This is a genomic window from Pseudomonas floridensis (assembly GCF_002087235.1).
In the GTDB taxonomy this organism is placed as follows: Bacteria; Pseudomonadota; Gammaproteobacteria; order Pseudomonadales; family Pseudomonadaceae; genus Aquipseudomonas; species Aquipseudomonas floridensis.
In genome coordinates, this window is the sequence record NZ_MUIO01000108.1 from 1 (window position 1) to 14,215 (window position 14,215).

Here is a 14,215-nt window from a genome sequence, read left to right on the forward strand (position 1 = left end):
TGGAAAGCACGGCGCGCTTCGACCCGCTCAGCAACTTCCAGGACTTTGATTTCCGCTTGCGAGCCACGGGCATTCAGCTCAGAAAGCTCAACGACTTCTCATCGGCCTACGGCAAGTTCGACTTCAATGCGGGTAATGGCGACATCGTCATCGAAGCCCAGGCTGACAAGGGCCAGTTGAGCGGCTATATCAAACCGCTGCTGCGCAATGTCGATGTCTTCAATTGGCGCCAGGACGTCGAGGACAAGGACAAGAGTGTTTTTCGCTCGGTCTGGGAAGCGCTGGTGGGCACCAGCGAAACGGTGCTGAAGAACCAGCGTCAGAACCAGTTCGCGACCCGCGTCGACCTCAGCGGCAGCGTGCGCCAACAGGACATCAGCGGCTTCCAGGCCTTTCTGCAGATCCTGCGCAACGCGTTCGTTCAGGCGTTCAATGCCCGTTACGAGAGCAACAAGGATTCCTGAGGGTTTTCCGACCCGGTCAACGTGTGACGCCTCATTCAAGAACTGAATGGGGCGTCTGCGTTCACAGGCGTCGGGGACGCACGTTATAGTCAGGGCATTATTTGCCACTGTTCCGGCATGCGGGCCAAGGCTGGCATGCCCTGCGAGAGGATTCATCGATGAAGTTTGAAGGCACCCCGGCATACGTCGCCACCGACGATCTGAAGCTTGCGGTCAATGCAGCGATCACTCTGGAACGCCCGCTGCTGGTCAAGGGCGAGCCGGGCACAGGCAAGACCATGCTGGCCGAACAACTGGCCGAATCCTTTGGCGCGAAGCTGATCACCTGGCACATCAAATCGACCACCAAGGCGCACCAGGGTCTCTATGAGTACGACGCCGTCAGTCGCCTGCGCGATTCACAACTGGGCGTCGACAAGGTTCACGATGTGCGCAACTACCTGAAGAAAGGCAAGCTGTGGGAGGCATTCGAGTCCGAAGAGCGGGTGATCCTGCTGATCGACGAAATCGACAAGGCCGACATCGAATTCCCCAACGACCTGTTGCAGGAACTCGACAAGATGGAGTTCTACGTTTACGAAATCGATGAAACCATCAAAGCCAGGCAGCGCCCGATCATCATCATTACCTCCAACAACGAGAAAGAGCTGCCCGACGCATTCCTGCGCCGCTGCTTCTTCCATTACATCGCCTTCCCGGACCGTGGCACGTTGCAGCGCATCGTCGATGTGCATTACCCGGACATCAAGAAAGACCTGGTCAGCGAGGCGCTGGACGTGTTTTTCGACGTGCGCAAAGTGCCGGGCCTGAAGAAGAAGCCCTCGACCTCCGAACTGGTGGACTGGCTCAAGCTGCTGATGGCCGACAACATCGGTGAAGCCGTGCTACGCGAGCGTGACCCGACCAAGGCCATTCCGCCGCTGGCCGGTGCGCTGGTCAAGAACGAGCAGGACGTGCAACTGCTGGAACGGCTGGCATTCATGAGCCGTCGCGGCAGTCGCTGATCCTCTTCATTCACCCCGTGACGAAAAAGGGCGACAGCCATGCTGCTCAACCTGTTCAACGAAATGCGCGCGGCAAAGGTGCCTGTGTCCCTGCGCGAGTTGCTGGACCTGATCAATGCGCTGAAACAGCGGGTCATCTTCGCCGACATCGATGAGTTCTACTTTCTGGCACGCACGATTCTGGTCAAGGACGAGCGTCATTTCGACAAGTTTGATCGCGCGTTTGGCGCCTACTTCAACGGCCTGGAAAAGCTCGACGATCATCTGCAGGCGCTGATTCCGGAAGACTGGCTGCGCAAGGAGTTCGAGCGCTCGCTGACCGATGAGGAGCGAGCGCAGATCCAGTCTCTCGGCGGCCTGGACAAGCTGATCGAGGAGTTCAAGAAACGCCTGGAAGAGCAGAAGGAACGCCACGCCGGTGGCAACAAGTGGATCGGCACCGGCGGCACCAGCCCGTTCGGCTCGGGCGGCTACCATCCGGAAGGCATTCGGGTCGGCGACGCAGGCGAGCGCAAGGGCAAGGCCGTCAAGGTCTGGGACCAGCGCGAGTACAAGAACCTGGATGATCAGGTGGAACTGGGCACGCGCAATATCAAGGTCGCCTTGCGCCGTCTGCGCAAGTTCGCTCGCCAGGGCGCTGCTGACGAGCTGGACATCGACGGCACCATCGATCACACCGCACGCGACGCCGGCCTGCTGAACATTCAGATGCGTCCCGAACGACGCAACACCATCAAGTTGTTGCTGCTGTTCGACATCGGTGGCTCGATGGACGCGCACATCAAGGTCTGCGAGGAGCTGTTCTCGGCCTGCAAGACCGAGTTCAAGCACATGGAGTATTTCTACTTCCACAATTTCATCTACGAATCGGTGTGGAAGAACAACCTGCGGCGCGGCTCGGAACGGACCTCGACCCAGGACCTGCTGCACAAGTATGGCGCGGACTACAAGGTGATTTTCATCGGTGACGCGTCAATGGCACCGTACGAAATCTCCCAACCCGGCGGCAGTGTCGAGCACTGGAACGAAGAAGCCGGCTATGTGTGGATGCAGCGCTTCATGGCCAAATTCAAGAAGATCATCTGGATCAATCCTTACCCGAAAGAAGCCTGGGACTACACCGCCTCCACCCACATCGTCCGCGATCTCATCGAAGGCCAGATGTACCCATTGACCTTGCGCGGCCTGGAAGAAGGCATGCGTTATCTGGCCAAATGAGCCTTATCGATGTTTACAAAGCCAGTCATCGACTGGCTTTTTTCAAGCCGACCAACAGCACGTTCGGCGTGTAACTCCAGACTACGCTCAGGTTTCTGACAATCATTCAGACGGTCAAGTGCTGACTGAGTAAGTCGTTTTGCTGTTACTCCATCGTTTTGCCTGAGCAACCGTCGCGACATCGCGGGTTACTTATGATTGAAACGCTCGGGATCATGCAGCCTTACTTTTTTCCTTATATCGGTTATTTCCAACTCATTGCTGCGGTGGAGCGCGGACTGGTCTTCGACATCGTCAAATACAAACGCAAGAGCTGGATGAACCGTAATCGCATACTGGACGGTTATGGAGGCTGGCAGTACATCAAAGTCCCGGTCAGCGCCAAGGACGGAACATTGATCAAGGACGCCATGATCATTGATTACGCGACAGCCCACAGGCGCATTAAAAATCAGCTGGAGCACTACCGTTACAAGGCCCCGCACTTCCGGCAGGTCATCCAATTGCTTGATCTGACTTTCGACGCACCGGGCACCACTCACATCAGCGACTTGAATACACGCTCGCTTGAAGTAGTCTGTGATTACATCGGCCTGCCCTTCAACTGGAAGAGCTGTTCGGAGATGAAGTTCGATCTGCCGCCCATTCGACACGCGGGACAGTGGGCACTCGAAATCAGTACCTTGATGGAGGCCCGTCAATACATCAATGCCACCGGAGGGCGCGATATATTCGTCGCACATGAATGGCAGGAACGCGGTATCGAGTTGCGGTTTCTGGAGCCCTCTTCACTGCACTATTGCGCCGCGCCTTTCCACTTCATCGAGAACCTGTCGATACTGGACGTATTGATGTGGAACGCTCCTGAGACAGTGCTGGCTTATATTCGCAATGAAACGAGGGCCGTTGGATAACCGGCGGCCCGTCCGGAGCGGCACGGATGCGCTGTACGGCTGAAACTCAGCGATAGTCCCGTTCGAGTTGCGGCTTGCGACGCCCGCCATGGACCACCCAGCCCAGCAACAGCACGAAGCTTTCGATCACCAGCGCCAGCAGCAAGGCGCTGATGATGCCCCAGGCAATGACTTCAGGCGCCAGCAGCACCTGCCAGGTGTAGCCATTGAAGGTCTCGCGGCGAATATCGGCGTCGGAAGAAGTCGCCACGAAAAAGGCTCGCGAATACCAGGCCCCCTGCAACCCCAGCCACTGACGTTCCAGCACGTGGGTGCGGGTCAGCAAGGTATTGATGTTGTCGGCATCGCTGCGGAACACCGGGTCTTCACTATCGCGATAATGCTGGATCAGCGCCTGGATATCGCCCTTGAAAAACTGCTGCGCTGTGGCGTTGTAGCCCTTGATCGCTTGCTGGGCTTCGATAAGGTGCGCTTCGACACGTTTGCTGTAGTCACTGATGAAACCGGGCACCTGCACGCCGAACAGCAGGCCTGTGGTGAACAGCACCAGTCGCAGATAACTTCGCAGCATGTACGGCCCTCTTCCTTTGAATTGCGTGTGAATGTGCGTGCGTTACTGCGTGACCGTATCGGTCGAACCTCTGGCCACGCATTCGCCCTTGCGCCACAGACTCCACTGGCCCGGTTCATAGGGGTTCCAGTTTTCGTTCTCGGTCAACGGCTCAGTGGCTATCACTGTGACCACATCGTGCGGCGTGGTTTCCGCCTGAAAATCCACGATTACGTCGACGTCCTTCAGGCGTGCCGGACCGAACGGTGCGCGCCGGGTGATCTGTACCAGTTTGGTACTGCAAAAGCAGAACAGCCAGTCACCATCGCTGAGCAGGCAGTTGAACACGCCCTTGCTACGGTACTCGGTGCAGGCCTGAATCAGTGTCGGCAGCAACTGCTCGACTTCGACCGGCTCCGGGAAGGTCTCACGTACACGGTTTAACAAGTCACAGAATGCCGCTTCACTGTCGGTATCGCCGACCGGCCGGTAGAACGTGGCACTCGGGCTGAACCCGGCCAGTTGACCGTTGTGGGCGAAACACCAGTTACGACCCCACAATTCGCGCACGAATGGATGGGTGTTGGACAGACAGACCTTGCCGACATTGGCCTGCCGAATATGGCCAATCACGACTTCACTCTTGATGGGATAACGCTGCACCAGCTGCGCGACTTCCGATTCGCTGCTGGCAGCCGGGTCCTGGAACAGGCGCAGGCCGCGGCCCTCGTAGAACGCAATGCCCCAGCCATCACGATGCGGTCCGGTTTTGCCACCGCGCTGCATCAGCCCGGTAAAGCTGAAAACGATGTCGGTGGGGACATTGGCGCTCATGCCCAGTAGTTCACACATGCTCAGGTTCTCGCTTCAAGAGGGGTGGCAGCGGCTCATGCGTCAACGAAGCGGGACTCTACAAACGCGGCTCGACCCGTGCGCCACGAACCGAAGACGCCGGTGCCGGCGCAGCAGGTTTGCGACCATAGCGGTCATCGCCGGCGAACGGCTGGTCTTCTGCATCGGCCGGCTCAGGCTCGGCAACCGGTTGCGGCTGACGCGCCTTGCGGCTTTTCTCGATCGGCCAGCGGATCAACACGAACAGCAGGTATGCACCTAAGGCGAACATGCCGTACATCGCCAGGTCCGAAACCGCCGTCCACACATTGCTGCCGACCTTGAACATCAGGTCCAGCGCGGTGATGGCCACGGCCGGTGCATAAGCGTCCTTGACCGGATCTACCAGGGTCGGCGTAAACAGCAGCACGGCGGCGATGACACGCAGCGGCTCCTTCAGGTAGCGCCACATCCAGCCGGTCATCAGAAACCACACCAGCAGGCAGCCCGACGCGGCAAAGGCGTAGAGGCTCCAGGCGATCAGATAGTCGTTGTCGGTCATGTAGTCCGTGGTAAGCCAGGTAAAGAGGCGCTTATGATAACGGCTTTTCAGTGGCCCGGCTTGCCTGGGTTAACTAATCGGTGCAGCGTGTCCCGATATTTCATTTGATTGACGCCTTTAGAGAGAGCCCCGCATGTCCTTTTCGAATGCAACCTCCAGCGCCCCTGTCGCCCGCAAGGCGGACGGCTCCGATCCCTATGCCTGGCTGCAGAACCGCGACACCGACGAAGTGCTCGACTACCTCAAGGCTGAAAATACCTATCAGGAACAGCAACTGGCCGACCAGAGCGCGCTGCGCGAAACGCTGTTTCAGGAAATCAAGAGCCGCATCCTGGAAACCGACCTGTCGCTGCCCTCACCATGGGGCCCGTATCTGTACTACACCCGCACCACCGAAGGTGACGAATACGCCCGCCATTATCGCTGCCCACGCCCGGCGGACGACTCCAATACCGTGGACGAGGGTCGCGAAGAGCTGCTGCTGGACCCCAATGTGCTGGCCGATGGCGGCTTTTTCTCGCTCGGCGCATTCAGCATCAGCCCGGATCATCAGCGTCTGGCCTACAGCCTGGACACCAGCGGCGACGAGGTCTACCAGCTCTACGTCAAGGAATTGAGCACCGGCGCGGTCAGCAGCCTGCCGTTCGAAGATTGCGACGGCAGCATGACCTGGGCCAACGACAGTCAGACGCTGTTCTTTGGCGAACTGGACGATACCCATCGTCCGCACAAGCTCTATCGCCACACACTGGGCAATGAAACCGCCGATCTGGTGTTCAACGAGCCAGACGGGCGCTTCTTCCTGCATTGCTTTCGCACCAGTTCCGAACGTCAACTGGTGCTGCTGCTCAACAGCAAGACTACCAGCGAAGCCTGGGTGCTGGATGCCGAACATCCTCAACAGGCCTTCATCTGCCTGGCGCCTCGCGTGGAAGGCCACGAATACTTTCCCGATCATGGGCAGCTGAATGGCACCTGGAGCTGGTTCATTCGCAGCAACCAGAGCGGCATCAATTTCGCGCTGTACCACGCGCCTGAGCAGGCGACCGGCGTTCCGACCCGCGAGGACTGGCAAACGCTGATCGCCCACAGCGATTCGGTGATGCTCGAAGGCGTCAGCCTCAACGCCAAAGGCCTGACATTGAGTTTGCGCGAAGGTGGCCTGCCGATCATCGAAGTCCGCCCTCAAGACCTGCCTGCCTACCGCGTGCAGTTGCCCGATGCGGCGTACAGTCTCTATGTACAGGATTCGCTGGAGTTCGACAGCGATCGGATTCGCCTGCGCTACCAGTCACTGAACCGTCCGCCTCAGGTCCGACAGCTGGAACTGGCCAGCGGTGATCAGGTAGTGCTCAAGGAAACCCCGGTGCTCGGCACCTTCGACGCCGACGCCTATGTCAGCCAGCGCCTGTGGGCGACCGCAGCGGATGGGACGCAAGTGCCGATCAGTCTGGTCGTCAAGCGCGAACTGGCCGGTCAGGCGACGCCACTTTATCTGTACGGCTACGGTGCCTACGGCGAAAGCCTGGACCCGTGGTTCTCCCATGCACGTCTCAGCCTGCTGGACCGTGGCGTCGCCTTTGCAATTGCGCATGTCCGCGGTGGTGGCGAACTGGGTGAAGCCTGGTATCGCGATGGCAAGCAGGAACACAAACAAAACACCTTCGGCGATTTCATTGCCTGCGCCGAACACCTGATCGCCGAAGGGCTGACTCGCTCCGAGCAACTGGTGATCAGTGGCGGCAGCGCTGGCGGCCTGTTGATGGGCGCAGTGCTCAATCAACGTCCTGATCTGTTCAAGGCGGCGATTGCCGAAGTACCGTTCGTCGATGTGCTCAACACCATGCTCGACCCCGAGCTGCCGCTGACCGTCACCGAATATGACGAATGGGGCAATCCGCAAGAGCCTGACGTGTACGAGCGCATCAAAGCCTATGCGCCTTACGAAAACGTCAGCGCCCAGGCCTACCCGGCGATGCTGGTGATCGCTGGCTACAACGACAGCCGTGTGCAGTACTGGGAAGGGGCGAAGTGGGTTGCCAAACTGCGCGCCACCAAGACCGACGACAACCTGCTGTTACTCAAGACCGAACTGGGTGCCGGACACGGCGGCATGAGTGGTCGTTATCAGGGCCTGCGCGATGTGGCGCTGGAGTACGCTTTCATCTTCAAGGTATTGCAACCGGGCGAATGAACTTGGCTTGATACGCCTGTCTTACCAGGTTATGTACGAAAAGTCGGCGAGCGAAGGTCAGGCCGGACAAAAACAGGCAAGGAAGCGGAACCTACGTGGTGTAAATGAGCATTCCGAGCCTGTTTTTAACGCAGCATCACCGAGCGCAGCCACTTTACGTACGGCGCCTAGCACCGGGGGGCACGGATTTGCCCCCTTCTCCATAGCCTGATCACAAGACCGAACCATGTCAGAACAACTGTCCAACCTGAACAACGCCATACGCGACATGCTGCTGGACTGCGGCCTGTTCGATACCCTGCTGCCGGGGGATTTCCTGGCGGTCGCCGGTTATTTCAGCATCACCGACATCGACAAAGGCGAAACGATCTTCGCTGAAGGCGATGCCGGGACCTTCATGTGCATCATTCATCAAGGCACGGTATCGGTGCAGAAGCTCAACAGCGAAGGTCAGCCGGTCGAGATAGCCACCCTGCGGCGTGGTCGGGCGTTCGGCGAGATGGCAGTGCTGGATGGCGAGCGTCGTTCGGCCAGTTGCATCGCGGCAACCAGTTGCCAGTTGTTGAACCTGGGCCGCGACTCGCTGGACAAGATGCTGGACGAAGCGCCGAAGGTCGCCGCCAAAATCATTCGCGCCCTGGCGATCTCGCTGTCCCGGCGCCTGCGCATGGTCGACGGCCAGTTACTGTCACAGCAGGTGTGAGTTTGCGCATCTGACGCTAAACTTGCCGACATCCCGCTTTTCACGCGTACACGAATAGGTGACACCATGAGCACGGCCAACCCTCCTTCCAACACTGCCAAGCTGGACCGCATTCTGGCCGACGCCCAGCGCGACCGCGAAATGGGTTACCGCGACAAGGCCCTGCGCATGTACCCCCACGTGTGCGGCCGCTGCGCGCGCGAGTTTGCTGGCAAACGCCTGAGCGAGCTGACCGTGCACCATCGCGACCATAACCATGACAACAATCCGCAGGACGGCTCCAACTGGGAACTGCTCTGCCTGTATTGCCACGATAACGAACACTCCCGCTATACCGATCAGCAATACTTTTCCGACAGTTCGCTCAGCTCGCCCAAAGCCTCGAAGGCTACGCACAACCCATTCGCGGCACTGGCCGGCTTGATGAAAAAGGATGAATGACGGGAAAACCCGCACTGATCATTCCCACGCGCTATGTCCGCTTTCGACGTAGCGCCGCTCGTTTCGGCCTGTCCGCAACCTGACTGAAATGTAATCCCCTCGCCTTCCACGTTGTGGCATTTTCCCTTCAAACCCGCAGACCGTCTGGCCTGCGACGAATCGACTGACGGATCCGCGCTCATGCTTTCCAGAACATCAAGACGAACCTTCGTAAAAGGACTGGCCGCGGGCGGTCTTCTGGGCGGGCTGGGGCTTTGGCGCAGTCCGGTCTGGGCCGCGCCGCGCCCGGGCGAATCACTGGAATTATCAGGCACCGAATTCGATCTGTTCATTGGCGAAACGCCGGTCAACCTCACCGGCAATCACCGCACCGCGATGACCGTCAACGGCGGCCTTCCCGGGCCTCTGTTGCGCTGGCGGGAAGGCGACACCGTGACCTTGCGGGTGAAAAACCGGCTCAAGGACACCACCTCGATTCACTGGCACGGCATCCTGCTGCCCGCCAACATGGATGGCGTTCCCGGCCTGAGCTTTGACGGCATCGCGCCCGACGGCCAGTACGTTTATCGCTTCAAGGTCAGGCAGAACGGCACGTACTGGTATCACAGCCATTCCGGGTTTCAGGAGCAGGCCGGGGTGTATGGACCGCTGATCATCGATGCGAAAGAACCCGAGCCGTTCAGCTACGACCGTGAGCACGTCATCATGCTCACTGACTGGACGGACGAGGACCCGAACGGCCTGATGAGGACGCTCAAGAAGCAGTCCGATTACTACAACCAGAACAAACGCACCGTGGGCGACTTCATCAGTGACGTCAGCGACAAAGGCTGGGGCGCGACGGTCGCGGATCGCACGATGTGGGCACGGATGAGGATGGATCCGACCGATATCGCGGATGTCAGCGGCGCGACCTACACCTACCTGATGAACGGCCAGGCGCCCGACATGAACTGGACCGGGCTGTTCAAGCCAGGCGAGCGGATTCGTCTGCGCTTTATCAACGGCTCGTCCATGTCCTACTTCGACGTGCGCATCCCAGGCCTGAAAATGACCGTGGTCGCCAGCGACGGCCTGCACGTCAAGCCGGTGACCGTCGATGAGTTGCGCATTGCCGTGGCGGAAACCTTCGACGTGATCGTCGAGCCCGCTGCCGGTGCCTACACGGTATTCGCCCAGTCCATGGACCGCAGCGGCTTCGCCCGCGGCACCCTCACCAGCCAACAGGGCCTGCAGGCCCCGGTTCCGCCACTCGATCCACGTCCGCAGTTGAGCATGGACGACATGGGCATGAGTCATGGCGCGATGGATCACGGCGACATGCCACAGATGAATCATGGCCAGATGAACCATAGCCAGATGGGCCACGGCCAGAGCAATGGCCAGACCGGTCATGACCTTCACGCCATGAAAAACGACGCCAGACCAATGGGCGCAGCACAATCGCATCCGCCAAGCGAGAGCGGCAATCCGCTGGTCGACATGCAGGCAACGAGCACGTCGCCGAAACTCGACGATCCGGGGCTCGGCCTCAGGAACAACGGTCGCAAGGTACTGACCTACGCCGACCTGCGCAGCACCTTCGAAGACCCGGACGGCCGCGAGCCTGGCCGGACCATCGAGCTGCACTTGACCGGACACATGGAGAAATTTGCCTGGTCATTCGACGGCGTGAAATTCTCGGACGCCGAACCGCTGCGGCTCAAGTATGGCGAGCGGGTTCGCGTGGTGCTGGTCAACGACACCATGATGACTCACCCGATTCACCTGCACGGCATGTGGAGCGATCTGGAGGACGAGAATGGCCGGTTCATGGTGCGCAAACACACCATCGACATGCCACCGGGTTCGAGACGCAGCTACCGCGTGACCGCCGATGCGCTCGGGCGCTGGGCGTATCACTGCCATATGCTGTACCACATGGAAATGGGCATGTTCCGCGAAGTGCGGGTGGAAGAATGAGCACACCAATGTTAAGCAGAATCCTGCACACCCCTCGCCTGCCGCTGACCTTGCTGGTGGTCGGCATGATCGTGGCCGTCAGGGCGACGGCGGCCGAGATACACGGCATGGACCACAGCGGTCACAGCATGCCCGAGACTCAGCCTGCGCAGTCCACGACCGGGCAGAGCCGCACGCCTGTCCCGGCGATCACCGATGCAGACCGCGCCGCGGTTTACACTAGCCACGCTGGCCACCAGGTCCATGACGCGGCGATCAATACGTTCTTCCAGGCCGAAAAGCTGGAATGGCAGAACGCCGATGACGGCAGCGCGCTGGTCTGGGATCTGTCCGGCTGGATCGGCGGAGACATCGACCGGCTGGTGCTGCGCTCGGAAGGCGAGCGCCTCAACGGCAAGACCCAAGAGGCAGAGGTTCAGGCCCTCTGGGGACACGCCATCAGCCCGTGGTGGGATGTGGTTTCCGGCGTGCGTCAGGATTTCAAGCCCGGCGCCCCGCAGACCTGGGCAGCGTTCGGCGTTCAAGGCACGCCGCTGTCCAGTCTCGAACTACAGGCCACTGCGTTTCTCGGTGAGGCCGGACAGACCACGGCGCGCCTCGAAGCGGATTACGACCTGCTGCTGACCAACCAGTTGATCCTTCAGCCCAACGCCGAAATCAACGCATACGGCAAGAACGACCCGCAACGCGGCAATGGCTCGGGCCTGTCGACCAGTGAGTTCGGCCTCCGGCTGCGCTATGAGCTGCGCCCGGAGTTTGCGCCCTACATCGGCGTGAGCTGGAACCGCAGCTACGGCAAGACCGCCGACTACGCCCGCGAAGAAGGTGAAGACAGCAGCGAAACGCGGCTAGTCGTTGGCGTGCGCCTGTGGTTCTAAGCATCTGACGGATACGGCAACGGGCCAACGGACATGGACGTCCGCTGCGCAAATGGCCATGGCAACGCGCCGGAGCTGCCGTATAATCGCCGGTTTTCCCCAGAGCACCCTCCTCGTGGCAAACAAACGTTACGCCTGCATCGGCCTGTATAACCCCAAGTCTCCGGAAAACGTCGGCTCCGTGATGCGTGCCGCTGGCTGCTACGGCGTGGCTTCGGTGTTCTATACCGGCAAGCGCTACGAGCGGGCGCGGGATTTCATCACCGACACCAAGAAGATTCATCAGGACATCCCGCTGATCGGTATCGAGGACCTGAAAAGCATCCTGCCGCTGGGCTGCATTCCCGTTGCGGTCGAACTGGTCGACGGTGCCCGGCCGCTGCCCGAGTACACGCATCCGGACCGGGCGCTGTACATCTTCGGTCCGGAGGATGGCTCGCTGGATCAGGACATTCGCGACTGGTGCGAAGACGTCGTCTACATTCCCACCGAGGGCTGCATGAACCTGGCCGCCACGGTCAACGTCGTGCTCTATGACCGCATGGCCAAGGGGATCAATACCCGCTCGGGTCCGCAGTTCGGCCGTGAAAAGGTCGACCCGTCCAGCGAACGCTGACGCAAATGCATTGAACCAGTCTCATCGGCGGGCAGTCAGTTTCTCTGAACCGACTGACTACTTTCTGGAGAGCCATCATGCGCGACACCCCGATCATCGAACGTATCGACACACCCGAGACCTTTCAGCACACCCCCGATCAGAACGTCCAGGGCTGGGAGCGTATCGGCTCGCTGGCAGGCGGCGTACTGATGATGGGCAAGGGCGTGCGTCGTGGCGGGTTTCTGGGCCTGATTCAGCTGGCCATCGGTGGCGCCGTTCTGGCACGTGGCATCACCGGTCACTGCTCGGCCAAGAGCCTGATGGAGAAAGGCCGCAGCGACCTGCAAAACGCGCGTTCCAACATCGAACGGGCCGGCGCTGAATTGAGCGAGCTGAAGGCCAACGCCGAAAAAGCCGTCAAAACCGCAACCGTCAATGGCATCGATGCACTGACCGAGCCGAAGTCCGGCGTCTGATCACTCAGCCCGCACGAAAAATCAGGTGATCCTCCCAGTCGTCCTCGGCCACGCTCAGCTCGCTGAACATGCGTCCGGACTGGGAGATACGCTCGTGATGCACCGCATCACGATCACCGCACACCAAATGATGCCAGAGCGGCAAGTCCTTGCCCTCGCTCACCAGCCGATAGCCACAGGTCGGCGGTAACCATTTGAATTCATCCGCCTGACCCGGTGTCAGCTGAATGCAGTCGGGCACCCAGGCGCGACGGTTTTCATAGTCCGAACACTGGCAGGTCTTCAAATCCAGCAGCTTGCAGGCGATTCGCGTGTAATAGACGCTGTTGTCTTCTTCGTCTTCCAGCTTTTGCAGGCAGCACAGTCCGCAGCCATCGCACAGCGACTCCCACTCGGCACGGTCGAGCTGGTCGAGGGTCTTGCGGATCCAGAAGGGTTCAACGTTGGCGGCCATGGTTCAGACAACCGTATCGGCTATGGAAAAGGCCGCCAGTCTAGTGGCACATCGAGTGCGGGCCAAGCACTTGCGACTGGCGGTATCGAGGCGCTTGTCAGCGGCAAGGCAAAACAGTAGCGTTAACGCGCTTTCAGTGCGTCAAGCGATGCCTGCCGACCACGGCCCATCGAGCCACGCTCCCTTTGCCCTTTTCTTTACAGGACTCTCATGAGCACACACCCTCGCGTCGCAGATCATGCCATTGACCCGCAGTTCACCGAACGCTGGTCACCACGCGCCTTTACTGGCGAAAGCATCCCCGAAGAAACCCTGCTGAGCTTTTTCGAAGCCGCGCGCTGGGCACCTTCGGCCTATAACTCGCAGCCGTGGCGCTTTTTGTACGCGCGTCGCGATACGCCGAACTGGGAGCGTTACCTGGGCCTGCTGAATGAGTTCAATCGCAGTTGGGCACAACATGCCTCGGCACTGGTGATCGTCATTTCCAAGACCACCTTCACCGCACCTGGCGCAACCGAAGAAGGCCCTGCCCTGTGGCACACGTTCGACACCGGTTCGGCGTGGGGCTACCTGGCGCTGCAGGCCAGCCTGAGCGGTTGGCACACCCATGGCATGGCCGGTTTCGATCAAGACCTGACCCGCAAGGAACTGAACATCCCTGAAGGTTACGCCCTGCACGCCGCCGTTGCGGTTGGCAAACTGGGCGACAAATCGACCCTGCCGGAATACCTGCAAGGCCGTGAAACCCCAAGTCCACGCCTGCCGGTTGCACAACTGGCGGCAGAGGGTGATTTCTCGCTGTAAGGCAATGTGCCTGGTGTGAAAGGTGGCAGGCGCTTGCCCGGGAAGGTCAGCTACGTTCCCTAGACATCGGCGTCTGCACACTTGTCTTTGTGAGCAAGCTCACCCCACACAAGTGTTTATTCAGTGAGCTGCCCGTTTGATAAGCGGGTTCAAGCTCGTCTG

Annotated in this window: 15 protein-coding genes and 1 pseudogene; 12 read left to right on the plus strand and 4 right to left on the minus strand. The window is 59.8% G+C overall.

Translation table 11 applies throughout. From position 1 onward, the window contains the following. From BZK31_RS23785 to BZK31_RS23800, 4 genes and pseudogenes are all read left to right on the plus strand, one after another. Positions 1 to 464: pseudogene (locus BZK31_RS23785) on the plus strand (DUF748 domain-containing protein); the annotation flags it as partial. Between the two features lie 158 nt (positions 465 to 622). Continuing rightward, positions 623 to 1,468, plus strand: a complete 846-nt coding sequence (locus tag BZK31_RS23790; RefSeq protein ID WP_083185735.1) for an AAA family ATPase — start codon at positions 623 to 625, stop codon at positions 1,466 to 1,468. 39 nt (positions 1,469 to 1,507) lie between these two features. Next, complete coding sequence (locus BZK31_RS23795) at positions 1,508 to 2,686, plus strand: vWA domain-containing protein (RefSeq protein ID WP_083185736.1); 1,179 nt, start codon at positions 1,508 to 1,510, stop codon at positions 2,684 to 2,686. A gap of 194 nt (positions 2,687 to 2,880) precedes the next feature. Then, entirely contained in the window at positions 2,881 to 3,600 is a 720-nt protein-coding gene (locus BZK31_RS23800; protein WP_083185737.1) for a WbqC family protein, read from the plus strand. 46 nt (positions 3,601 to 3,646) lie between these two features. On the opposite strand, the gene BZK31_RS23805 is transcribed toward BZK31_RS23800, so the two are convergent. Genes BZK31_RS23805 through BZK31_RS23815 form a run of 3 tightly spaced genes read right to left on the minus strand, consistent with a single transcriptional unit; the run spans position 3,647 to position 5,543 of the window. Then, the gene (locus tag BZK31_RS23805; RefSeq protein WP_083185738.1) at positions 3,647 to 4,171 is read right to left on the minus strand and encodes a DUF2937 family protein; all 525 of its coding nucleotides are present in this window, start codon (positions 4,169 to 4,171) and stop codon (positions 3,647 to 3,649) included. A gap of 42 nt (positions 4,172 to 4,213) precedes the next feature. Beyond that, positions 4,214 to 5,002, minus strand: a complete 789-nt coding sequence (locus BZK31_RS23810; protein ID WP_083185739.1) for a class II glutamine amidotransferase — start codon at positions 5,000 to 5,002, stop codon at positions 4,214 to 4,216. A gap of 58 nt (positions 5,003 to 5,060) precedes the next feature. After that, positions 5,061 to 5,543 carry an MFS transporter gene (locus tag BZK31_RS23815; protein ID WP_083185740.1) on the minus strand — a complete coding sequence of 161 codons (483 nt, stop codon included), beginning with the start codon at positions 5,541 to 5,543 and terminating at the stop codon, positions 5,061 to 5,063. 133 nt (positions 5,544 to 5,676) lie between these two features. Here BZK31_RS23815 and BZK31_RS23820 point away from each other — a divergent pair, with 133 nt between their 5' ends. The 7 genes from BZK31_RS23820 to BZK31_RS23850 all read left to right on the plus strand — a co-directional run bounded on the left by BZK31_RS23820 (position 5,677) and on the right by BZK31_RS23850 (position 12,795). Further along, positions 5,677 to 7,737: a S9 family peptidase gene (locus BZK31_RS23820; protein ID WP_083185741.1), complete on the plus strand. Its 2,061-nt coding sequence runs from the start codon at positions 5,677 to 5,679 to the stop codon at positions 7,735 to 7,737. Between the two features lie 226 nt (positions 7,738 to 7,963). After that, positions 7,964 to 8,440: a cyclic nucleotide-binding domain-containing protein gene (locus BZK31_RS23825; RefSeq protein ID WP_083185742.1), complete on the plus strand. Its 477-nt coding sequence runs from the start codon at positions 7,964 to 7,966 to the stop codon at positions 8,438 to 8,440. A 66-nt stretch (positions 8,441 to 8,506) separates the two neighbouring features. Beyond that, positions 8,507 to 8,881, plus strand: a complete 375-nt coding sequence (locus BZK31_RS23830) for a YajD family HNH nuclease (RefSeq protein ID WP_024686287.1) — start codon at positions 8,507 to 8,509, stop codon at positions 8,879 to 8,881. Positions 8,882 to 9,061: 180 nt separating this feature from the next. Further along, entirely contained in the window at positions 9,062 to 10,843 is a 1,782-nt protein-coding gene (locus tag BZK31_RS23835) for a copper resistance system multicopper oxidase (protein WP_083185743.1), read from the plus strand. A gap of 8 nt (positions 10,844 to 10,851) precedes the next feature. Then, on the plus strand, positions 10,852 to 11,721 hold the full coding sequence (locus BZK31_RS23840; protein WP_102136522.1) for a copper resistance protein B: 870 nt from the start codon (positions 10,852 to 10,854) through the stop codon (positions 11,719 to 11,721). A gap of 115 nt (positions 11,722 to 11,836) precedes the next feature. Then, a complete protein-coding gene (locus tag BZK31_RS23845) occupies positions 11,837 to 12,337 on the plus strand; it encodes an RNA methyltransferase (protein ID WP_083185773.1) in 501 nt (166 codons plus the stop codon). Between the two features lie 77 nt (positions 12,338 to 12,414). Continuing rightward, positions 12,415 to 12,795: a YgaP family membrane protein gene (locus BZK31_RS23850; RefSeq protein WP_083185744.1), complete on the plus strand. Its 381-nt coding sequence runs from the start codon at positions 12,415 to 12,417 to the stop codon at positions 12,793 to 12,795. Between the two features lie 4 nt (positions 12,796 to 12,799). Here BZK31_RS23850 and BZK31_RS23855 read toward each other — a convergent pair whose 3' ends face one another. Further along, a complete protein-coding gene (locus BZK31_RS23855; protein WP_083185745.1) occupies positions 12,800 to 13,249 on the minus strand; it encodes a YcgN family cysteine cluster protein in 450 nt (149 codons plus the stop codon). A 210-nt stretch (positions 13,250 to 13,459) separates the two neighbouring features. On the opposite strand from BZK31_RS23855, the gene BZK31_RS23860 reads away from it, so the two are divergent. Next, positions 13,460 to 14,053, plus strand: coding sequence for a nitroreductase family protein (locus tag BZK31_RS23860; RefSeq protein ID WP_083185746.1), 594 nt, complete (start codon positions 13,460 to 13,462; stop codon positions 14,051 to 14,053). Positions 14,054 to 14,215 lie beyond the last annotated feature (162 nt).